This window comes from Bradyrhizobium diversitatis (assembly GCF_016031635.1).
Taxonomy (GTDB): domain Bacteria; phylum Pseudomonadota; class Alphaproteobacteria; order Rhizobiales; family Xanthobacteraceae; genus Bradyrhizobium; species Bradyrhizobium diversitatis.
This window is the reverse complement of sequence record NZ_JACEGD010000031.1, coordinates 37,999-58,016: the sequence shown is the minus strand read 5'-3', so window position 1 is coordinate 58,016 and position 20,018 is coordinate 37,999. Positions and strand designations below refer to the sequence as shown.

Genomic DNA, 20,018 nt, shown 5'->3' with positions numbered 1-20,018 from the left:
CCGCCGGATTCACCTCCGCAACAGTACTTAGGTGCTCAGCGGAGCAGGATCGGTGATGCCATTTCGATCGCGTCCGCAGGCGTGATGCGGATGTAGAGCGCGAGCGACGGCGCAACCGCATCGGCACTCAGCGCCAACTCGTTTGCATCTTCAAGTTGGATTGCGATCTCGACCGCGCGGGCTAACACATGCGACTGGTGGCAGCCTGCGCGCACGCCTCGTCCTTCGAGACGGCGCTTACGCGCCTCCTCAGGATGAGGCTTATCGGCGTCAGTGCTCGTTGAACTGCTGCCGCGCACTCCGTCCTCATCCTGAGGAGCTCGCCCAAAGCGGGCGTCTCGAAGGATGGCCGCAGGGAAAAGCTCTCAAAATGCGATCGCCCTGCGCTTGCGAGGGACCAAACCGTGCAATCAATTCGACCCAAAGCCATTCCGCTTCAGAGCAGATACATGGCAAGCCCGACCGTGCCCCAGATCGCCAGCGACAGCACGACGAAGATGGCGATTGCTGCGGCCAGGGCGCGCACCACGCCGCCGGCGGCTGGTGCAGTCGGGGCCGGCCTGAAGTCGTCGAAACGCGGGATATGGCCGCGGACGTCGAGCAGGGAGAGAATGAGTTCGAATGCGAGAAGCCTCATGGCAAACGCTCCGGATGACGACGCGAATTGCCCAGATCATGGCCGGGAACCGGCCGCCGCGCTTTGCGCGAGCGCAAAGTCGTTTCCGCGCATTCGGGATAACTAACACGCATTCGGTGATTTGCCGCGATGTCTGCGCGCGGCGCGAATTTACGAATAGGTAAGATATGAGAACTGATCTTGCGGCGGTCTACGGCGAGGAACGCCTGCCACGCTACACGAGCTATCCGACCGCACCGCACTTTTCGCCCGCGATCGGTCCAGACACCTATGCTCGGTGGCTGGCGGAACTGCCGGCGGGCGCCAGCGCGTCGCTTTACCTGCACGTGCCGTTCTGCCGCGAGATGTGCTGGTACTGCGGCTGCCACACCCAGATCGTCCGACGCGACGAGCTCATTGCCGGCTATCAGCGGACGCTGCTCAGCGAGATCGCGCTAACCGCCGAAACCATCGGCCGCCGCATCAAGGTCGAGCACATCCATTTCGGTGGCGGTACGCCGACGATCATGGCGCCGGAGGCTTTTGTCGAGTTGATGGTAACGATGCGCCAGAAATTCTTCGTGCTGCCTTCGGCCGAGATCGCGGTCGAGATCGATCCCCGCACGTTGTCCGACGACATGGTCGAGGCCATGCGGCTCTCCGGCGTCAACCGCGCGAGCCTCGGCGTGCAGAGCTTCGATCCCGTGGTGCAGAGGGCGATCAACCGGGTGCAGAGCTTCGAACAGACCGCGTCCGTGGTCAACATGCTCCGCGGCGCGGGCATCGAGGGAATCAATTTCGACCTGATCTACGGCTTGCCGCACCAGACTGTCGCTTCGTGCCTGGACACCGTGCGGCGCAGCCTCGCGCTCGCGCCCAACCGCTTCTCGGTGTTCGGCTATGCTCATGTGCCTGATTTCAAGAAGCACCAGCGCATGATTAACGAGGCCGTGCTGCCCGACGGCCTTGCGCGCCACGACCAGGCCTGCGCGATCGCGAATACCCTGAAGGAGGCCGGTTTCGTGCAGATCGGGCTCGATCATTTCGCACGGCCCGACGATTCCATGGCGGTGGCGTACGAGCAGCGGACGTTGCGGCGCAATTTTCAAGGCTATACCACCGACAAGAGTGAAGTCCTGCTCGGCTTCGGCGCGAGCGCGATCGGACATCTGCCCCAGGGCTATGTCCAGAACGAGGTGCAGATCGGCGCCTATGCCCAGAGCATCGCCGCCGGCCGCTTCGCCACCGCGAAAGGCTACGGGCTCACCGACGACGACCGGTTGCGCGCCGACATCATCGAACGCATCATGTGCGAGTTCGGTGCCGATCTCGGCGACATCTGTGCCCGTCATGGCGCAGAGGCCGGCGCGATGCTGAAATCGGCAGCCCGTCTGAAGCCGCTGATCTCCGACGGCGTCGTGCGATTGGACGGCGACCGGCTCGCGGTCGCCAAGGATTCGCGCTTCCTGGTCCGCAGCGTCGCCGCCGCATTCGATGCGCATCTGGATCCCGGCAAGCAACTGCACAGCCGGGCTGTGTAGCTTCCTGTCATTCCTAGGCGCACCCCTTGGTGCGAGCCCGGAATCCATTTCACTGCACTGGTTGCTGCCCGATGGATTCCGGGTTCGCGCTGCGCGCGCCCCGGAATGACGGAGCCAGCTTGCGCTTCAACAAAGAGGCTTCCGCTCGCTCCGCTATCGTCAATTCGGAACGGAGTTGTCCATGCCCTTCGGATCCGACGATCTGGTCGATGACATCATGCGCACGGCGCCGCACACGATCCGCGTGTTTCTCGCCTTCAGGATGGCCTGCGTCGGCTGTCCGATCGCGACCTTCCACACCGTGGATGATGCCTGCCGCGAGCATGGAATCGAGCGCGACAAATTCCTCGCTGCATTGAGCGATTGCGTGCCGGCGTGAAACGGTCTGGAATCGCGCGGGCGCGCGCGTTCCCGGATGAGGGAGCGTTTTCGCCGTAAGCGGAAGCGCCCCTCATCCCTGTCAGCGGAGGCATCCCGGCATCGGCTCTCACGCCGCGCCGCCGTCGGCATTCCGCTCCGCCAGCACGACGATCTTGTGCGGCTCGCGCAGGATGATGCGCTGGCGGCCGCTCTCCACGAGGCCTTGGCTCTCCCAGCCGCTCAGGATGCGGCTGACAGTGTGCAGCGTGGTGCCGGTCATCTGCGCGATGTCCTGGCGGCTGATCGGGAAGTCGATCTCAATGCCGTGGTCGAGTTTCTTGCCGGACTGCTTGGCGAGGCGCAGCAGCGCGTGCGCGATGCGTTGCTCGACCTGCTGGGTCGACATTTCGAGGATGCGGGTGTGACTCTCCTGAAGCCGGGTGCCGACGGTCTGGAGCGTGTTGGCGGCGAGCGCCGGAAACCGCTCGATCAACCGCGGCCAGGCCGAGGTCGGCCAGATCAGCACCACGCTGTCGTCGACCGCCATCGCCGTCGCCGGATAGCGCGCGGCTCCGATCGCCATCGCGAGCCCGAATGTTTCGCCGGGCGCGACATAGCGCACCACGATCTGCTCACCGGTCGGCGTGGTCTTGGCCGCGCGGACATGGCCGTGCAACAGCAGGAAGAAGGATTGCGCGTCGGCCCCCTGCTCGAAGATGGCACTGTTCTTGGAAAAGCGGGCCGAGCGGGCCTCACGCAGGATCTCGTCCAGAGCCTCCGGCGTCACGCCCGCAAACAGCGGCAGATGCGCAACCAGCGATGTGTCGACCTTGGCCATTCTGCCTCCTTGGCATCAGGGAGTGTGATGGCACCTGCAATCGTCCTGGTGTTTGCGGTAACGCAAAACGGGCCGGTCGGCTGGCGGTATTTTTCCAGACAACGATCTGGATTTCATTGGAGTTGATGCCATGGCTGGCGCCCGATCCCGTAACTTTGCGGGCTGGCCGCTGTTCGCGAACAGCTTTCGGCCCTTTTTCCTGTTTGCCGCGATCCAGGCGGCGCTGTCGATCCTGGTCTGGGTGCCGATGTTCTATGGCGAATTGTCCGTGAGTTCCGCATTCGGGCCGCGTGACTGGCACATCCACGAGATGCTCTATGGCTTCCTGCCCGCCGTCATCACCGGCTTCCTGTTCACGGCCATCCCGAACTGGACCGGGCGGCTGCCGATCCAGGGCACGCCGCTGGGGGCGCTGCTGATGGTCTGGCTCGCCGCGCGCGTCGCCGTGACGATGTCGGCCGATGTCGGCTGGGCGTTTGCGCTGATCGTCGATGCCGCCTTCCTCGCATTGGTCGTCGCCGCCGCGATGCGCGAGATCATCGCAGGCGGCAACTGGCGCAACCTGCCCGTGGTGGGGCTGGTGCTCGTTCTGCTCGCCGGCAACGTCGCCTTTCATGTCGAAGCGCATGAGCAGGGCGCGGCCGATGTCAGCATCCGCGTCGGCATCAGCGTGGTCATTCTGCTGATTGCGTTGATCGGCGGCCGCATCATCCCAAGCTTCACCCGTAACTGGCTGGTCAAGTTCAATCCCGGCCGATTGCCCGTGCCGTTCGGACGCTTCGACGGCGCCGTGATCGGATGCAGCGCGGTCGCGCTCGTCTCGTGGATCGTGGCGCCGTCGAATGCCGTCACGGGTGTCCTGATGGCACTTGTCGGTGGGCTGCACTTGGTGCGGCTCGCGCGCTGGGCTGGCGATCGCACCTTCCGCGAGCGGCTGCTCGTGATCCTGCATGTCGGCTACGTCTTCGTGCCGTCCGGTTTCATCCTGCATGCCCTCGCGGTTTTCGGTGTACTGCCGCCAAGCGCCGGCATCCACGCCTGGATGGCAGGTGCGGCGGGAACCATGACGCTCGCGGTCATGACCCGCGCGAGTCTCGGCCACACCGGACAGGCGTTGACGGCTTCGCCGGCGATCCAGGGAATCTATGCTGCGATCATCATCGCGGCTCTGGCCCGGATCGCTGCCGTCGTGTTGCCCGCACATGGCGATGTGTTGCTGCACATCGCCGCCTGCGGCTGGATCGTCGCTTTCCTCGGATTTGCCATCGCGTTCGGTCCGCTGCTCGCCGGCAGCCGGTGGCGTGGCCTCGCCACGATGGGCGTGCCCGCTCCCGCGCGCTGAACTCAAGCTGCAGTCGCCGTGGGCGGTGCCGTCTCGGGCCGCACGCCCTTGCGCCACTCGGTGATGGTGCAGCCGAACCGGCTGCGGAACCAGCGCGCCATGGCGCTCTGCGCGGAGAAGCCAAGCTGCATCGCGATGTCAGCCAGCCGCCGGCCGGGAGCGTCGATCAGCTGGATCACGAGATCGGCGCGTTGCGCGTCCAGGATGGCCGAGAAGCTGGTGCCGGATGCTGCGAGGCGGCGGTGGATGGTCCGGCGGGTGCAGGCGAGATGCTCGGCGACGCGCTCGATCGTGCAGTCGCCACTGGCAAGAAGGAAACGTACGACCTCGTCGACCTTCTGCTCCCAGCTCGCGGGCCGCGTTTCGATCGCCTCGATCCGCTTGCGCAGATAGCTCGCGATCAGCGGATGCGCGTTCGGGATCCGACGTTCCATATCGTGCGCGGACAGCACGATCGCGTCATCCCTCGCGTTGAAGATCACGCGGCAGCCGAAGAATTCGCGATAGCGCTTGCGATCGTGCGGCGGCGGATGATGCAGGTGCACCTCCCGCGGCCGCCAGTCCTGCCCGAACAGCGACTGGATGATGCGGTGGACGCTGCCGAGCGCCACGTCGATCGACTGCCGCGGCGCGCTCGGCTTCCGGCCGCGCAGATGCATCGTGATGGTCGCGGTCTGCTTGCCGCGCGCAACGTCGAGCCGCATGCCATCGTGATGGACATGGATGAAGCGCGAGAACGCATCGATCGCCTCACCGACGGTCGCTTGCTCGCGCACGATCAAGCCGACCGTGCCGAAATTGGTCAGGCCGCCGCGCTCGGCGAGGCGCAAGCCGAAATCTTCGGCGCCGGACGCCTCCGCGGACAATTCGAGCAGACGGCGCAGGCCAGCGACGGCAATGGGCGTGTCGGGCTTGTCGAGGCAGGCTGGCGGCAGCCTGGCCTTGCGCATCATCTGCCTGGGGTCCAGCCCGACCGACCGGGCGACCTCCGGATAATAACTCAGGCTCGAGCTGCGAATGAGGTCGGTCATGCGAACCGTTCCTGCCAGCTGCTCCCGCAGATGTCCCGAAATGTAAAATTTCTGTCCCGGTCCGTCAAATCCAGGAACCCGGCGGAACATACATAGGAGAGACCGAAGCGCGGGCGTGAATGCCGTGCTTACGACGGGCGGCAGGGCGATGGAGCCCGCTACCGTCTCAGGCCTTTTGACCAAGACATTGCTGGATCGGGTTCATGCCGGGAAACATGCTTTCCAAGGGTGAGATATTCGTCATCGACACCGACGCTGCCTCCCGCGAACAACTTTCGACCGCGCTCCAGCAGAACGCCTACGAGGTGATCTGTTTCGCCGACGGTGCATCCCTCTTGTCCGCCGCGAGGGCGCGGATGCCGGCCTGCGTGCTGCTGGAGCTGCCACCTGACCGGTCCGGCCTCGACGTGCTCAAGCGGCTGCGGGGGGAGAACTGCATGGCGCCCGTGCTCGTGACGTCGGCGAACGGCAGCATTGCCATGGCGGTCGACGCCATCAAGAGCGGAGCGGCCGATTTCATCGAAAAGCCGTTCCGCACCCACGACATCGTCGGCCGGATCGATGCCGCCATCGACGAATTCGCGCAGCCCGGCGCGAGCCGGCAGCGCTGGCTGACAGGCTGCGAGCCCCTGACCGCGCGCGAGGGCGACGTGCTCGAGCATCTCGCCGCCGGCCTCACCAACAAGGAGATCGCCCGGCGGATGCATCTGAGCGCGCGGACTGTTGAGGGCTACCGCGCCAGCATCTTGAAGAAGGCCGGCGCCCGCAACGTGACCGATCTGCTCCGGCGCATCTTCGGCCAGGATTCGCCCACGCAGGCCTGAGGCTCCGCCGAGGCCGCGCGCCGATGCGTTCCGCGGCCATGCTGCTGCCGCGGTGGCGCCCCAAGGAAACCCCAATCGAACCAGTTCCTTGCCCGCCGCGTCTCATCACGATGGCGAGGCATTCATCGCGCGCGTCCGGCTGGCGGCGCGGCGATACCGGCAGGAGGGACTTTATGCGCATCACCGCAAAACGGTTGGCAACGACGAGCCTGGTCCTTGTGACCACGGCCCTCGCATCGTCGTCCTGGGCGGCCAACGTGGACGTTAATTCGGCGATCGACACGGTCACCGTCTATCCCGATGGCGCCACCGTCACCCGCGTCATCTCGTTGGATCTCGCCTCCGGCGACTCGACGCTGGTCGCCAGGGATTTTCCGCTCTCGCTCGATCCGTCGTCGCTCCGCGTCGAAGGCGAGGCGGGCGCCAAGCTCACCATCGGCACGATCGACGCGCGGCCGCCGAACGCCGCACCGCCGGTCAACCTGCCCGAGCTCGACAAGCGCATCGAAGCACTGAGAGATCAGCGGGCCGATCTGCAAGGTGCGATCGACTCGGCCGGTGCCCGACGCAAATTCGCGCAGCATTTCGCCGAAGCCTCCCCGGCCGGCCTCGGCGAGAAGGGCGAGGCGCGGCCGATCACCGAATGGCGCGCGGCGTTTGCGGCGGTTGCCGAGGAGATCGCGACCGCTGACACCGCAATCCGCGATGCCACGCGAAAGCAGCGCGAGATCGACCGACAGATCGCGCAATTGGAAGCCGAGCGCTCGGCCAAGCCGCCGAGCAAGCTGGAAGTGCGGATCGACGTCGCCTCGGCGGCGGCGACCAAGGCGACATTGCGGGTAACCTACGCCGTGCGCAATGCGCGCTGGGTGCCGCTCTACGACGCCCGGCTCGATACCGGCGCCAAGGATCGCAAGCCGCAGCTCGAACTCGTCCGCCGCGCCGAGGTCACGCAGTCGACCGGCGAAGACTGGTCGAACGTGACGCTCGGCGTCTCCACGGTCCGCATCGGCCGCGGCGGCAGCGCGCCGGAGCTGAACTCGCTGGTCGCGCAATATCCGCAAGTGCCGAAGCCCCTTGCGCTCGGCAGCGCCTCGGACCTGACGCGGCCCGCGCCAACCGCCCGCCAGCGTTCGGCGCAGTTCGAGCCCATGTCCAAGGTCGCAGAGGCGACCGAGCGCGCCGACGAGCAGCAGGCGGTTGCCGAGATCGGCGATTTCCAGGCCACCTTCAGAATTCCCGGCCGCGTCAGCCTCGGCGCTGCCGAGGGCGCCAAGAGCCTGCGCATTACCTCCATGACGGTTCCGGCCGATCTCGCGGTTCGCGCGGCACCGGTGATGGATCCAACCGCCTTCCTCGAAGCCAGCTTCAAGCAGACCGACGACACGACGCTGCTGCCCGGCAAGGTCGCGATCTACCGCGACGGCACCTTCGTCGGCCGCGGCAAGGTCACGGCGTCCGCCAAGGACGACATCGTGCGGCTCGGCTTCGGCGCCGACGACAAGGTCAGAATCGAGCGCGCCGTGCTCAAGCGCAACGAGGGCTCGGCCGGCTTGCTCGTGACGACGTCGAAGACCGACGAGCGTTCGTTCAAGACCACGATCCGCAACGGTCATGATTTCCCGATCAAGGTCGCGATCGAGGATCAGCTGCCGGTCAGCGAGAACGAGGACATCGTCGTCGAGATGCTGCCCTCGAGCACCCAGCCGACCGCGAGCAACATCCGCGACAGGCGCGGCGTGCTGGAATGGTCGTTCGACGCCAAGCCCGGCGAGTCCAAGGACATCAACTTCGCCTGGCGCATCCGCTGGCCCAAGGACAAGAGCATGGTGATCGTCCCGGCGGGGTAGGGGGGTGGTCTGAAGTTGAATCGAGTTCGGCCAACGGCAGTGCTCTCTGCGTTCCCTCCCCCTTGTGGGGGAGGGGCAGGGAGGGGGGTGCCACACGGGGATTCTTTCCGTCGCGCACCGGGCTCGATGCATCGCCGATCACTGTCACCATTTGCTGGGCCACCCCTCTCCCTAGCCTTCCCCACAAGGGGGGAGGGAACGCACCTCCGTCGGGGCGCCAGCGAGGATCATCAGGCCTTAGGGTAGCGCCCGCATCGACTGCGGCAGCACATACGGCACGCCATCGGTCTGATGGACGACAGCGTCGATCTCGAAAATATCGCGGATGATCTCGCGTGTGACAATCTCCGCGCGCGGGCCGTCGGCGACGAGCCGGCCGCCATTCAGCACGATCAGCCGGTCGGCGAAGCGGATCGCGAGATTGAGATCGTGCAGGATCGCGATGACGGCTGTGCCGGCCGCCGCTCGGCGGCGCGCCGCTTCGACGAGGTCGATCTGGTGACGCAGATCGAGGCTCGAGGTCGGCTCGTCCAGCAGCAGAAGCCCGGGGCCGTGCTCGGCCTCGCCGCAGGCGAGCTGCACCAGCACCCGGGCGAAATGTGCGCGCTGCTGCTCGCCGCCCGACAGCGTCGGCAATTGCCGTTCGCGGAAATGCGCGAGGCCCACCTCGTCCAGCACGGCGTCGACGAGCGGGCCAGCCTCGCGCAAGGGCGAGCTCGCGCGGCGCAAAGCTGCCGATGTCGCGCTGCTTGAGCCGCACCTCGCCGGCGCTCGGGCGGAGATCGCCGGAGAGCAGCCGCAGCAGCGTCGACTTGCCGGCGCCGTTCGGGCCGATGATGGCGACCATCTCGCCGGCCGCAACCGTCAGGCCGACGCCGTCGAGCAATGTCGCGCGGCCGGCGCGCTTGCCTAAGTGCCGTGCTTCGAGCACCGCGGTCATAGCGCGGCGAGCCCGCGCTGCCGCAACAGGATGAAGAGAAAGACGGGTGCGCCGACGGCGGCAGTCAGGATGCCGATCGGCATCTCCGCAGGCGCCACGATGGTGCGCGCCAACGTGTCGGCGCCGACCATCAGGATGGCGCCTGATAGCACCGAGGCCGGCAGCAGCAGGCGATGCGCCGGGCCGATCACGAGACGGAGCAGATGCGGCACGACGATGCCGACGAAGCCGATGACGCCGCTGATCGACACCGCGACGCCGGTCATGGCGGAGACCATGACGATCGAGATCCGCTTCAGGCGTTCGACGTCGACCCCGCCGTGGAAAGCGTCGGCCTCGCCGAGCACCAGCAGGTCGAGGCCGCGCGCGATCAAGGCACAGGCGGCCAGCCCGATGACGAGGACCGGCGCGAGCAGGGCGCTCTTGGTCCAGGTCGCGCCGCTCATCGAGCCGAGCATCCAGAACGTGATGTCGCGCAGCTGGCGGTCGTCGGCGATGAACACGAGCAGCCCGATGCCGGCATTGGCGATGGCGGTGATGGCGACGCCGGCGAGCAAAAAGATCGCGATCGAGGTGCGTCCTGAGCGGCTCGAGATGCCGTAGAGAATCGCGGTGGTCGCCAGCGATCCCGCGAAGGCGGCGAGCGGCAACAGCTCGGTCTGGAGAAAGCGCAGCGCCTCGCCGAAGCGCGAATCCGTGAAGACGATCGCGCCTGCGGCTGCGAGCGCGCCGCCGCTGGAGACGCCGACCAGGGCGGGATCGGCGAGCGGGTTGCGAAACAGCCCCTGCATGATCGCGCCGGACGCAGCGAGCAGGCCGCCGACCATCGCGGCCGCTGCGATGCGGGGAATGCGGATTGACCACAGCACGAGCTGGTCGCGGGCCGTCATGGCAGTGCTTTCGCTGGCAAAGCCCAGCGCCGCAGGCAGCCGGGAGAGAGGGATGCCGGCGGCGCCGACGGTCAGCGCGACGATCGCCGTCACCGCGAGCACCGCGATCAGGACAGGAAACGCGAATGATGCGGACCGCCGTCTCGCGCTTCGTCGCGGGCTCCGTGCTTCGGTCCCGACCGCCACGCTCATTGCCGGCAGTTCGCCGCCGACAGCGCCGACGTGAACGCGCCGCCCTCGGCCAACGCCGGATAGAGCTTGACGGACAGATCACGCGCGGCCGCCGCCGTCCGCGGCCCGAAGCCGAGCAGATAGAGCCCGTCCATGGTGATGAAGCTCTTGTTGGCCGCAACCGGCGTCAGCGCAAAACCGGGATGAGCATAGATCGCGTCGGCTTGCAGCGACTCCTTGCCGCGCTCGATCGACAGCACGACATCGGGCTTTGCCGCCACGATCGCCTCGTCGCTGATGACCTTGTAGCCGTCGTAATCGTCGACCGCGTTGGCCGCGCCCGCGAGCTGGATGATCTCATCCGCCGCGGTCTTGTGGCCCGCCACCATCGCTCGCCCGTTCTGGAGCGACATCACGAACATCACCCGCACCGGCTTCGTCACCTTGGCGCGCAGGGCACGGAGCTGCGCAAGATCGGCGCCGACCGCAGCGCTGAGACATTCGGCACGCGCATCGACGCCCATGGCGTGGCCGACCAGCTTGATCTTGTCGATCAGGCCTTCCTCGGAAAAGGTCTCGGGCACCAGCACCAGCGGCACCTTCGCCGTCTCCAGGATGTCCATGGTCTCGCGCGGGCCCGAGCCCTGGATCGCCAGGATCAGGGTGGGGTTGAGGCCCAGCACGCCCTCGGCGGAGATCTGGCGCATGTAGCCGACATTGGGTTTGTCGCGCAGCGCCGCCGGCGGATAGAGGCTCGTCGTATCGACGCCGACCAGGCGGCTCTCGAGCCCGAGAGCATAGAGGATCTCGGTGATGGCGCCGCCGATCGAGACGGTGCGCGCGAAGTCGTTCACTGCGACCTCGCGATTTCGCGCGTCATGCACGGTGATGCCGGCCGCGTGCGCAGCAGACACGAGCGCGATCGTGCCGGAGAGCAGGAGATTGGTGAGGGTGCGACAAAATGCCATTGTGTTTCACTTCGTCAGGATCAGCTTGTTCTGCGAGGTCAGGCGCAGGCGATAACTGTCCTCGCCATGCGCAATGATGATCTCGCGCTCGGCGGCAAACAGCTCGCGGCTGTCGATCCGGCTGCCGCGCATGGTGAGAGTTCGCGTTGCTGCAGAAGGGCTTTGTGCCGGCCCTGCCGCGCTGCCGGTGCTGTCTCCTGATGTTGCTGACATTGTCGGTGTGATGCGCTTTCGAAACCTGGAGTACCGTCCGTTTGTATAGGCGGCGCCAAGCGCATTCCAACCGTCGCAGTTTACAATCGATATAAACTGCAACGCGATGTCATTGACCGTCAGAGTGTCGCCACGTAACCATTTCTGACAGCGGGGAACTCGCCCGCCTCTTGAGACAATCAGCCAGCCAGTCGTTCGCGTTGCGAACGCGCGCCAGCCAAGTAACTCCGAAATTGAAGCGAAGTGCAGGCTGGGGCTGATATGGCTGACGGGGCTAGGTATTCGCGCGCCCTGATTTTGGGCGCGTCGGTGGTTTCAATTGCAGCATTGGTGACGGAGGGCAGTCTCGCGCACACCGCATCGCCGCAAGCCGAAAGTGCGGCGTCGGAGCGGCCGAAGCAGGCAAAGCGCAAGCCGGCCAAGCCGCAGGTCGCGCAGCAGGCAACGCCCGACGTCATGAATGCGCACGCGCAAGCGGGCGGCACCGCACCCGTGCAGACGCTCGATACCATCACGGTCGCCGCGACCAAGACTCCGGAACGGGCGATCGATGCGCTCGCGCCCGTCAGCTCGATTTCGCTGGACAAGATCCAGGGGCTCCAGCCGAACCGCCTGTCGGACATCTTCTACGCCATTCCCGGCGTATCGTTTCAGGAGCGGGGCGACGATCCCGCGACAGTCATCAACATTCGCGGCTTGCAGGATTTCGGGCGCGTCGCGGTCGTTATCGATGGCGCGCGGCAGAACTACCAGCGCACCGGCCACAACGCCAACGGCTCTTTCTTCCTCGATCCTGAATTGATCGGCGGGGTCGACGTCGTGCGCGGACCGACCGCCAACATCTACGGCTCCGGTGCGATCGGCGGCCTGGTCTCGTTCCGCACCAAGGACATCAACGACGTGCTGCGCCCCGGCGAGCGTTGGGGCGTCGATCTCTCGGGCTCCTACGGCTCCAACAACAATCGCGGCCTGGGCTCGGTGTTCGGCGGCGTGCGCGCCACGCCCGACGTTGATATCTTCGGCGGCGCGGTCTACCGCACCCAAGGCAATTACAAGGACGGCAACGGCACCGAGATCGGCAACACCGGCAACCAGGTCGAGGCCGGGTTGATGAAGCTCACGGTGCGGCCGGCCCTCGGTCACGAGGTCAAGTTCGGCGCCGTCTTCCAGGACTATCAATACGATATCGGCCAGTTCAACCGCGGTCCGGTGGTAACGGCGGCACAGCGAGCGCTCTATCAGGGCTCGTCGGTCTACGCTTCCGATGCGAAGAACTACACCGGGACCATCACCTGGAACTATTCGCTGCCGAGCGACAATCTGTTCGACTGGCACATGTCGATCTACGGCAATCGCGTCGACAACGACCAGACCAAGACCTATCACTATTCCACGTCCGGCGGCGCCTATTGCGGGACGGGCAATTTCGGCAACAACATTTCGGGCTGTGTCGGCGACAAGCGCGGCTATGTCCTCGATACCTACGGCATCGACGTCAACAACACCACGCGATTCAACGTGGGCGACTGGCGCAACGCCGTCACCTGGGGCATCGACGCCTTCCAGGACGACGTGATCACGACCGACAGCCGCGGCAATTCCAACATCACGACGCCGAGCGGCATTCGCACCGTGTCGGGCGGTTTCCTTCAGCTGAAGCAGAACTACGGCACCTGGTTCGAGGCGGTCAGCGCGATCCGCTATGACCGCTACGACCTTGATTCCGGCAGGACCAGCGCCGGCGGCGACCGCTTCTCGCCGAAGATCACTCTTGGCGTCACGCCGGTTCCGGGCTTCCAGCCCTATGTCAGCTACGCCGAAGGCTATCGCGCGCCGTCGATCACCGAGACCGTGATCTCCGGCGCACATGCGACGGGTGGCGGACCGGCCTTCTTCGTCTGCCCGAACGGCACGGTGGGGCTGTTCTGCTTCCTGCCGAACCCGAGCCTTCGTCCAGAGGTCGGCAAGAACAAGGAAGTCGGCTTCAACCTGAAATACGACAACATCTTCAGCGCCAACGACTCCTTCCGCGGCAAGATCAATCTCTTCCGCAACGACGTCAGCGACTACATCGACCTCGTTGCGTCCACGCCGGTGCCGACCGGGTTCGGCTCGTTCAGCCAGTACTACCAGTATCAGAACATCGCCAATGCTCGCATCCAGGGCTTCGAGGCTGAGACAATGTACGATGCCGGCGACTGGTTCATCGGCGTCGCCGGGCACTACATCCGGGGCAAGAACGTCCAGACCAATATCGGGCTTGCGACCATCACCCCGACCAAGGTCGTCACCACCGGCGGCGTCCGCCTGCTCGATCGCACGCTGATCCTGTCGGCGCAGTGGGCGTCGTACGGTCCCAACAACGACGTGCCGGCCAACTATATCCGCTCGACCGGCTACGATCTCGTCAATCTGTACCTGACCTACAATGCGACCAGGGACATCGTGATCTCGGCCTCGATCGACAATCTCTTGAACCAGTACTACCGGCCTTACGCCATTCCAGGCAGCTCGACCGACGGCACGTCGCAGAACGACGTGCTGTGGTCGAGCCCGGGTCCGGGCAGGGTCTACAAGGCCGGAATGAAGATCCACTTTGGAGGTGCGTAAGCCGATCGGCCCCGCAGCTCCACAACCTCCGCCGGGCCGCGCTGATGCTCCAGCGCGGCTTCGGCGCGTTTTCGTCTTGATAGCAAGGAGAGATTGTTATGTTCATCGCTATGAATCGCTTTCAGGTGAAACCCGGCTCGGAAGCCGCGTTCGAAACCGTCTGGCGGACGCGGGAGTCCTATCTCGGCAGCATGGCGGGTTTCGTCGAATTCCATCTGCTCAAGGGGCCGGTCGCCGAGGACCACACGCTGTATTCCTCGCACACGGTGTGGATCGACAAGGCGGCCTTCGAGGCCTGGACGCGCTCGGAGGAATTCCGCCGCGCCCATGCGCGTGCCGACAACAAGACCGGGGAGAGCCTCTATCTCGGTCATCCCAAGTTCGAGGGGTTCGAGGTCATCATGACCGAGCGCAAGGCGAGCGCGGCTGCCTAGATCGCGGCCGATCACGAAAGGGAGCCGGACATGCCGAGCACCGATCTCAAGGCGTATATGGCCGACAATCCTGGCGCGGTGATCGAAGACGTTGCGCGCGAGCGCAAGGTCGCCCCGCGCGCGGTGATCGAGGCGCTGCCGCCTGCCATGATGCGCATCGGGGGCGGCGAGCACTTTGCCGCCGCCATGCAGGACATCGCGGAATGGGGCGAGGTCACGCTGATCGTCCACACCGATGATGCGATCTTCGAGTTCACGGGCCCAATTCCCGCGGGCGAGATCGGCCGGGGCTATTTCAACCTGATGCAGCCGAAGGGCCTGCATGGCCATCTCCGCCACGAGCACTGCGCAGGCATCGCCTTCGTCGAGCGGCCCTTCATGGGCAAGTCCTCGGCCTTCGTCGCGTTCGTCAACGCCGACGGCGGCATCATGTTCAAGGTCTTCGTCGGCCGCGACGAGGCGCGGGCGCTGCGCGCGGATCAACTGGCGCGGTTCCGCCAGCTTGCGGACCGTATCGCGGCGCAGCCCGCTGCGTAGCTTCCTTCCATCTGTCTGGAGATCAGGATGCAGGGCATTTTCAGACTTCGGCACGTGATCGCAACGATCGCGCTGGCCTTGGCACCGACACCGGCCTTCGCGATCGACCAAGCCCTGTTGCCGCGCAACCTGTCGCCCTGGGGCATGTTCGTCAGCGCCGACATCATCGTGAAGACGGTGATGGTCGGGCTCGCCATCGCCTCGCTGGCGACCTGGACGGTGTGGCTCGCCAAGACCATCGAGCTGCGCCGCAAGGGCTCGCTCGCCCTGCGGCGGACGCGCGCCCTCGAGGGCAACATGACGCTGGCCGAGGCATCCGCAAGGGCTGGCGACGCGCGCGACGCGGTCGCCCAGCTCATCCAGTCATGCGCCAGAGAAGCGGAGCTCTCCGGCGGCATTCTCGACGACGGCCTGCAGGAGCGGGTGGCGCTACGGCTGGAGCGGGTCGAGGCGGCGATGTCGCGGCAGATTGCACGCGGCACCGGCGCGCTTGCGACCATCGGCGCCATCGCGCCCTTCGTCGGCCTGTTCGGCACCGTCTGGGGCATCATGAATTCCTTCATCGGCATCTCCGAGAGCCACACCACCAGTCTTGCGGTCGTCGCGCCCGGTATTGCGGAAGCGCTGCTCGCGACGGCGCTCGGTCTCGTCGCCGCGATTCCGGCGGTCGTGATCTACAATCATCTCGTCCGCGGCATTGCCAATTACCGCGCGCTGCTCGGTGACGCCTCGGCGCAGCTCATGCTGCTGGTGAGCCGCCAGCGCGACCACGGCCATCTCCGCCTGGCGCGGGCTGCGGAGTAGCCATGGCCACCAAGCTCGGCGCACGTTCGCCATCGGCGCTCAAGCGCGGCGACCCCGGCGATCTCGACGTCACCCACGAGATCAATGTCACGCCGTTCATTGACGTGATGCTGGTGCTCCTGATCATCTTCATGGTGGCAGCTCCCCTTGCCACCGTCGACATCGGCGTCGATCTGCCGGCAACCGCGGCCGAACCGGCGCCGCGGCCCGACAAGCCGGTCTTCGTCACCGTCAAGCCGGATCTTTCGATCGCGGTGGGTGAGGATATCGTGGGCCGCAACGCGCTCAGCGGCTCGCTCGATGCTGCCACCAAAGGCCGCAAGGACGAGCGCATCTATCTGCGCGCCGACAAGGCCGTTTCCTATGGCGACCTGATGGAGGTGATGAACACCTTGCGCAATGCCGGCTATCTCAAGGTCGCGCTCGTCGGCCTCGACGGACGCAGCTGATGGGCGCGAACGCCTTCGTCCTGCACGAGCCGCTCGGCGAGCACGAGGGCGCGCGCTGGGGTGTCTCGGCGGCCGTGATCGTGGCGCTGCATGTGGCTGCCGCGCTGCTTGCAATGAGCTGGCTCAAGTCGCAGCCCGAGCAGGGCGTCAGCCTGCCGGCGATCATGATCGACATGGCCCCGGTGACCTCGGCGCCGCAGCCGACGCAGGACGACGTCGCCCCGGGGCCAGTCATGCAAGAGGCCGACGCCTCGCCGCCGGAACCCGTCCAGCAGCAGGCCGTCGAGGACACCATCGCGCCGACGCCGCCGCAGGAGCAGCCGGACGTGGTCGCGCCACCGGAGCAGAAGCTTGAGCCGACGCCGGCCAGGCCCGAGCCGGCGAAGATCGTGCCGGTCGAAAAGCCCGCTCCAGTGAAGCCGAAGGTGGTTCGCCGCGAGGCGAAGAAACTGTCGGAAGCAACGCCCGCGCCGCGCACCAGTGCGCCCCCGCGCGCCGAGCACGAGGCGCCGATGTCATCCGCCATGAGTGCGGGTGCGACGGCCTCCGCGATTGCATCCTACAATCAACGCGTCCGCGCACATCTGATGCGCTTCCATTCATATCCGTCGGCCGGAGGCGGCCAGCGCGGCGTCGCCAGGCTCAACTTCACGGTCAGCCGCAGCGGGCAGGTGACGTCGAGCCGTCTCGGCGGCTCGTCCGGCGTCGCCGCCTTCGACGCTCAGGCGATGTCCATGGTCCGCCAAGCCTCGCCGTTCCCGCCCATCCCGGACGAGATCAGGAACGGCTCGATGAGTTTTACGATCCCGGTGGAGTTTACGGTGAGGTGACGTGCCATCCCCGCAAACTCAGCCGTCGTCCCGGACAAGCGCAGCGAAGCGGAGCGCTGATCCGGGACCCATACTCACAGGATCAGGCTTGACGAAGATTCGCAGCACCATCTCGCGCCACGATTTCCGTTCGGGGTTATGGGTCCCGGCCTTCGCCGGGACGACGGCGGAGTGTGTCGCGACTGAAGAGGCTACTTCGCCTTCAGGAAATCCGCGACCTCGAGCAGCACGAACTCGTTGTCGTCGGCCTTGTTGGGATCGCGGCTGGAGGAGAACGGCAGATTGTTGTCGTTGCCGACGATGATATGGGTGTCGTCGACGCGATCGACGTTCTCGATGGTGAAGAACGGGAAGGTGTAGACGCCGTCATTGAGCGGCTTCCTCGCCTTCGTGTCGGGATCCCTGATCTTCATCAGGTCGATATAGCCGATCTTGCGCACGGGCTTGCCGACATTTGCGTCGGAGAGCTCGATCTTGTAGACGCGCTTGAACTTGGCGAGGTCAGGGAAGCAGCTCTCGCCGCGGATGCCTTGCGGGCAGGCCTTGTCGGCGGTGCCTTCGCCGTTGTCGCGCTCGATGATGAGGCCGGAGGCCTGATCGATCATGTTGAAGTCGCCGATGGCGTTGCCGTTCTGCTCGAACACATACTGCCAGTAGCGGCCGGTGAACTTCTCCGCGGTGACGTCGAATTCGAGAATGCGGGCGGCTTCCTTGCCGTCGACCTTCTCCCAGTCCTTCTTCTCGGCATCCCACAGCGGTCCTTCGAGCAGGCCATAGAGGAACTTGCCGTCCTTCGACGCGGCGAAGCCCTCATAGCCCTTGGAGCGGCGGAGATTGACGTTGGTGTAGGTCGCGCCCGGCGCACCCGGCGTCGCGACCGCCCAATTGTCCGGCGAGCGCACTGGCTTGCCGTCGGCAACCGTGTCGAACACGCCGAGGATCTTGCCCGACTTGTCGGCCTTCAGGATGTAGGGGCCGAACTCGTCGCCGATCCAGAAGGTGTCGCCGACGATCTGGAATCCTTCGGTGTCGAAGTCGGAGCCGGTGAGATAGCGCTTCTGGGTATCCTCATGCACGATGCGGAACGGCACCTTCTTGTCGGGATCGTGCAGGAAGATGGTTTCCTGTCGCTCGATCTTGCCGCTCGCCCAATCCATCTTGTAGCGGTTCAGGTACAGCATCGAATCCGGCGAGTTGGCGCGCGCACCCATGCCGTTGTCGGTGATGACCCAGAAGCTGCCGTCGGGCATGGTCTTGATGCCCGAATGACCCTGGAGCGGCTGGCCCTTGAACGGCAGCGACACGCCGGTCGGTCGCTCGTAAGACTTGCCCATGACGGTGCCAACCGCGTCGACCCGCTTGCCGGTGGTATATTTGCCTGCGGTCTTGAGATCGGCGGGTGCGTCAGCCGGCGCGTCGATGAACGAGCTGGCCGGCATCACCACGTGGCCGGCGAGCTTGGCCGGGAATTCGCCTTCGCTCTGCGCCAGCGCAGAACTGGTGGTGAGAATGATCGTTGCGACGGTGCTGAGAAGGGTCGCGCGCATGTGCGTCTCCTGTTGGTGGACGCATGCCTTATGCGGACGGCACGTTGCAGTTTTGTGAAGCCGGGTCCAAAGGCCGCAGGCCCGGCTGCTGTTTGGCGGCGAGGAGATCGGAATCGGGTTCTGTGACGCTTGATCCGATCTCGTTGCGCCTCAGGCAATCTTGCGAGCGAGGAAATCGCGGATCAGGGGCGTTACCTCGTCGAACCTGTCCTCGAGCAGGAAGTGGCCGGAGTTGATCAGATGAAACTCCACCTGGGGAAGGTCGCGCTTGTAAGGGTGGGCACCGTCGGCAGGAAAGATGAAATCATTCTTGCCCCACACGATCAGCGTCGGCGGCTTGTGCTTGCGGAAGTAGGCCTGCACTGCCGGGTATAGCGGCAGATTGGTCCGGTAGTCGTAGAACATGTCCAGTTGGATCTCGTTGTTGCCGGGCCGGTCCAGCAGCGCCTGGTCATGGACCCAGTTGTCGGGCGAGATGCGGCTCACGTCGGACATGCCGTCGGTGTACTGGAATTTGGTCGTCTCCAGGGTCAGCAGCTTCATCAGCGCCTGACGGCTGCTGTCTGACCCGTCGGTCCAGTATTTCTTGATCGGATTCCAGAACTCCTTCAGTCCTTCGTCGTAGGCGTTGCCGTTCTGAACGATGAGGCCGCTGATGCGCTCGGGATGTTTGAGCGCCAGCCGCCAGCCGACCGGCGCGCCGTAGTCCATGACGTACATCGCGTAGCGCTTGACGCCAAGCTGGTCGAGCAGACCATCGACGAGCTCGCCGAAACGATCGAACGTGTACTTGAATGACGCGCGGGGCGGCATGTCGCTCTGGCCATAGCCGGGATAATCGGGAGCGATCACATGATACCGATCCGCCAGGGCCGGGATCAGGTTGCGAAACATGTGGGAGGAGGTCGGAAAGCCGTGTAGCAGCAATACCACGGGCGCATCCTTCGGCCCGGCTTCGCGGTAGAAGATGTTGATCCCGTCGATCGTCTTGGTCCGATGGTACGTGACCGGATAGCCGCTCCCCGTCTTGGAGCGATCGTGTTGCGGTTTCGCCGCGGCAGCCGGCGTAGTAGCGGCAATGGCAACCCCGGACAGACCGAGGACGAGGTGCCGGCGATCGAGGCCGGCTGATGGGCGCGTGATGTTCTCGGTAGTCATGATCTTTTTCCAGGCAAGCTTCCAGCCGTCGCATTCCAAAGTCCGCGGCAAGCTTCGGGTAACCG

The 20,018-nt window shown here is 65.4% G+C and carries 20 protein-coding genes and 1 pseudogene; 11 read left to right on the top strand and 10 right to left on the bottom strand.

All coding sequences use genetic code 11. From position 1 onward, the window contains the following. Positions 1-35: 35 nt before the first annotated feature. Both H1B27_RS29430 and H1B27_RS29425 read right to left on the bottom strand, forming a co-directional pair. Positions 36-299, bottom strand: coding sequence for a hypothetical protein (locus tag H1B27_RS29430; RefSeq protein ID WP_156505181.1), 264 nt, complete (start codon positions 297-299; stop codon positions 36-38). A 137-nt stretch (positions 300-436) separates the two neighbouring features. Next, a complete protein-coding gene (locus tag H1B27_RS29425; RefSeq protein ID WP_061880807.1) occupies positions 437-637 on the bottom strand; it encodes a hypothetical protein in 201 nt (66 codons plus the stop codon). Positions 638-804: 167 nt separating this feature from the next. Here H1B27_RS29425 and hemN point away from each other — a divergent pair, with 167 nt between their 5' ends. Continuing rightward, positions 805-2,157 carry an oxygen-independent coproporphyrinogen III oxidase gene (hemN, locus tag H1B27_RS29420; protein WP_197968474.1) on the top strand — a complete coding sequence of 451 codons (1,353 nt, stop codon included), beginning with the start codon at positions 805-807 and terminating at the stop codon, positions 2,155-2,157. A 181-nt stretch (positions 2,158-2,338) separates the two neighbouring features. Then, entirely contained in the window at positions 2,339-2,536 is a 198-nt protein-coding gene (locus H1B27_RS29415; RefSeq protein ID WP_131873994.1) for a DUF1858 domain-containing protein, read from the top strand. A gap of 108 nt (positions 2,537-2,644) precedes the next feature. On the opposite strand, the gene H1B27_RS29410 is transcribed toward H1B27_RS29415, so the two are convergent. After that, complete coding sequence (locus H1B27_RS29410) at positions 2,645-3,355, bottom strand: Crp/Fnr family transcriptional regulator (RefSeq protein WP_194389787.1); 711 nt, start codon at positions 3,353-3,355, stop codon at positions 2,645-2,647. Positions 3,356-3,485: 130 nt separating this feature from the next. On the opposite strand from H1B27_RS29410, the gene H1B27_RS29405 reads away from it, so the two are divergent. After that, positions 3,486-4,697 carry an NnrS family protein gene (locus H1B27_RS29405; protein WP_197968473.1) on the top strand — a complete coding sequence of 404 codons (1,212 nt, stop codon included), beginning with the start codon at positions 3,486-3,488 and terminating at the stop codon, positions 4,695-4,697. Between the two features lie 2 nt (positions 4,698-4,699). Here H1B27_RS29405 and H1B27_RS29400 read toward each other — a convergent pair whose 3' ends face one another. Next, on the bottom strand, positions 4,700-5,728 hold the full coding sequence (locus H1B27_RS29400; RefSeq protein WP_197968472.1) for an AraC family transcriptional regulator: 1,029 nt from the start codon (positions 5,726-5,728) through the stop codon (positions 4,700-4,702). Positions 5,729-5,931: 203 nt separating this feature from the next. On the opposite strand from H1B27_RS29400, the gene H1B27_RS29395 reads away from it, so the two are divergent. Next, a complete protein-coding gene (locus H1B27_RS29395; protein WP_197968471.1) occupies positions 5,932-6,552 on the top strand; it encodes a response regulator transcription factor in 621 nt (206 codons plus the stop codon). Between the two features lie 173 nt (positions 6,553-6,725). Further along, positions 6,726-8,402: a mucoidy inhibitor MuiA family protein gene (locus tag H1B27_RS29390; RefSeq protein WP_197968470.1), complete on the top strand. Its 1,677-nt coding sequence runs from the start codon at positions 6,726-6,728 to the stop codon at positions 8,400-8,402. A 237-nt stretch (positions 8,403-8,639) separates the two neighbouring features. Here the strand turns inward: H1B27_RS29390 and H1B27_RS29385 are convergent. The 4 genes and pseudogenes from H1B27_RS29385 to H1B27_RS40370 form a co-directional block, all read right to left on the bottom strand. Next, a pseudogene (locus H1B27_RS29385) lies at positions 8,640-9,342 on the bottom strand (ATP-binding cassette domain-containing protein). After that, positions 9,339-10,325 carry a FecCD family ABC transporter permease gene (locus H1B27_RS29380; RefSeq protein WP_376709006.1) on the bottom strand — a complete coding sequence of 329 codons (987 nt, stop codon included), beginning with the start codon at positions 10,323-10,325 and terminating at the stop codon, positions 9,339-9,341. The pseudogene H1B27_RS29385 and the gene H1B27_RS29380 overlap by 4 nt, the downstream one beginning before the upstream one ends. A gap of 95 nt (positions 10,326-10,420) precedes the next feature. After that, positions 10,421-11,371, bottom strand: a complete 951-nt coding sequence (locus H1B27_RS29375; RefSeq protein WP_197968468.1) for a heme/hemin ABC transporter substrate-binding protein — start codon at positions 11,369-11,371, stop codon at positions 10,421-10,423. Positions 11,372-11,377: 6 nt separating this feature from the next. Continuing rightward, complete coding sequence (locus tag H1B27_RS40370) at positions 11,378-11,584, bottom strand: hemin uptake protein HemP (protein ID WP_246515790.1); 207 nt, start codon at positions 11,582-11,584, stop codon at positions 11,378-11,380. A gap of 261 nt (positions 11,585-11,845) precedes the next feature. Here H1B27_RS40370 and H1B27_RS29365 point away from each other — a divergent pair, with 261 nt between their 5' ends. The 6 genes from H1B27_RS29365 (at position 11,846) to H1B27_RS29340 (ending at position 17,248) form a co-directional block, all read left to right on the top strand. Beyond that, positions 11,846-14,194 carry a TonB-dependent hemoglobin/transferrin/lactoferrin family receptor gene (locus tag H1B27_RS29365; protein WP_197968467.1) on the top strand — a complete coding sequence of 783 codons (2,349 nt, stop codon included), beginning with the start codon at positions 11,846-11,848 and terminating at the stop codon, positions 14,192-14,194. Positions 14,195-14,292: 98 nt separating this feature from the next. Beyond that, entirely contained in the window at positions 14,293-14,628 is a 336-nt protein-coding gene (gene hmuQ / locus H1B27_RS29360; protein WP_028182336.1) for a heme-degrading protein HmuQ, read from the top strand. Between the two features lie 30 nt (positions 14,629-14,658). Next, positions 14,659-15,165 (top strand): heme utilization cystosolic carrier protein HutX, encoded by a 507-nt coding sequence (gene hutX, locus H1B27_RS29355; RefSeq protein ID WP_197968466.1) that lies wholly within the window; start codon positions 14,659-14,661, stop codon positions 15,163-15,165. 27 nt (positions 15,166-15,192) lie between these two features. Beyond that, positions 15,193-15,969, top strand: a complete 777-nt coding sequence (exbB, locus tag H1B27_RS29350) for a tonB-system energizer ExbB (protein WP_197968465.1) — start codon at positions 15,193-15,195, stop codon at positions 15,967-15,969. Between the two features lie 2 nt (positions 15,970-15,971). After that, the gene (gene exbD, locus H1B27_RS29345) at positions 15,972-16,418 is read left to right on the top strand and encodes a TonB system transport protein ExbD (RefSeq protein ID WP_197968464.1); all 447 of its coding nucleotides are present in this window, start codon (positions 15,972-15,974) and stop codon (positions 16,416-16,418) included. Continuing rightward, positions 16,418-17,248, top strand: coding sequence for a TonB family protein (locus H1B27_RS29340; RefSeq protein WP_197968463.1), 831 nt, complete (start codon positions 16,418-16,420; stop codon positions 17,246-17,248). The genes exbD and H1B27_RS29340 overlap by 1 nt, the downstream gene beginning before the upstream one ends. 191 nt (positions 17,249-17,439) lie before the next feature. On the opposite strand, the gene H1B27_RS29335 is transcribed toward H1B27_RS29340, so the two are convergent. Together H1B27_RS29335 and H1B27_RS29330 are read right to left on the bottom strand one after the other, a co-directional pair. Further along, positions 17,440-18,795, bottom strand: a complete 1,356-nt coding sequence (locus H1B27_RS29335; protein WP_197968462.1) for an esterase-like activity of phytase family protein — start codon at positions 18,793-18,795, stop codon at positions 17,440-17,442. Between the two features lie 150 nt (positions 18,796-18,945). Beyond that, entirely contained in the window at positions 18,946-19,953 is a 1,008-nt protein-coding gene (locus tag H1B27_RS29330; protein WP_197968461.1) for an alpha/beta fold hydrolase, read from the bottom strand. Positions 19,954-20,018: the final 65 nt, after the last annotated feature.

What these genes read in the sequence shown, in the direction of transcription:
- H1B27_RS29365 (WP_197968467.1), top strand. Translation starts at nt 11,846, where the DNA reads ATGGCTGACGGGGCTAGGTATTCGCGCGCCCTGATTTTGGGCGCGTCG.
- H1B27_RS29395 (WP_197968471.1), top strand. Translation starts at nt 5,932, where the DNA reads ATGCCGGGAAACATGCTTTCCAAGGGTGAGATATTCGTCATCGACACC.
- hmuQ (WP_028182336.1), top strand. Translation starts at nt 14,293, where the DNA reads ATGTTCATCGCTATGAATCGCTTTCAGGTGAAACCCGGCTCGGAAGCC.
- H1B27_RS29400 (WP_197968472.1), bottom strand. Translation starts at nt 5,728, where the DNA reads ATGACCGACCTCATTCGCAGCTCGAGCCTGAGTTATTATCCGGAGGTC.
- H1B27_RS29340 (WP_197968463.1), top strand. Translation starts at nt 16,418, where the DNA reads ATGGGCGCGAACGCCTTCGTCCTGCACGAGCCGCTCGGCGAGCACGAG.
- exbD (WP_197968464.1), top strand. Translation starts at nt 15,972, where the DNA reads ATGGCCACCAAGCTCGGCGCACGTTCGCCATCGGCGCTCAAGCGCGGC.
- H1B27_RS29405 (WP_197968473.1), top strand. Translation starts at nt 3,486, where the DNA reads ATGGCTGGCGCCCGATCCCGTAACTTTGCGGGCTGGCCGCTGTTCGCG.
- hemN (WP_197968474.1), top strand. Translation starts at nt 805, where the DNA reads ATGAGAACTGATCTTGCGGCGGTCTACGGCGAGGAACGCCTGCCACGC.
- H1B27_RS29335 (WP_197968462.1), bottom strand. Translation starts at nt 18,795, where the DNA reads ATGCGCGCGACCCTTCTCAGCACCGTCGCAACGATCATTCTCACCACC.
- H1B27_RS29425 (WP_061880807.1), bottom strand. Translation starts at nt 637, where the DNA reads ATGAGGCTTCTCGCATTCGAACTCATTCTCTCCCTGCTCGACGTCCGC.
- H1B27_RS40370 (WP_246515790.1), bottom strand. Translation starts at nt 11,584, where the DNA reads ATGTCAGCAACATCAGGAGACAGCACCGGCAGCGCGGCAGGGCCGGCA.
- exbB (WP_197968465.1), top strand. Translation starts at nt 15,193, where the DNA reads ATGCAGGGCATTTTCAGACTTCGGCACGTGATCGCAACGATCGCGCTG.
- H1B27_RS29375 (WP_197968468.1), bottom strand. Translation starts at nt 11,371, where the DNA reads ATGGCATTTTGTCGCACCCTCACCAATCTCCTGCTCTCCGGCACGATC.
- H1B27_RS29330 (WP_197968461.1), bottom strand. Translation starts at nt 19,953, where the DNA reads ATGACTACCGAGAACATCACGCGCCCATCAGCCGGCCTCGATCGCCGG.
- H1B27_RS29390 (WP_197968470.1), top strand. Translation starts at nt 6,726, where the DNA reads ATGCGCATCACCGCAAAACGGTTGGCAACGACGAGCCTGGTCCTTGTG.
- H1B27_RS29410 (WP_194389787.1), bottom strand. Translation starts at nt 3,355, where the DNA reads ATGGCCAAGGTCGACACATCGCTGGTTGCGCATCTGCCGCTGTTTGCG.
- H1B27_RS29415 (WP_131873994.1), top strand. Translation starts at nt 2,339, where the DNA reads ATGCCCTTCGGATCCGACGATCTGGTCGATGACATCATGCGCACGGCG.
- hutX (WP_197968466.1), top strand. Translation starts at nt 14,659, where the DNA reads ATGCCGAGCACCGATCTCAAGGCGTATATGGCCGACAATCCTGGCGCG.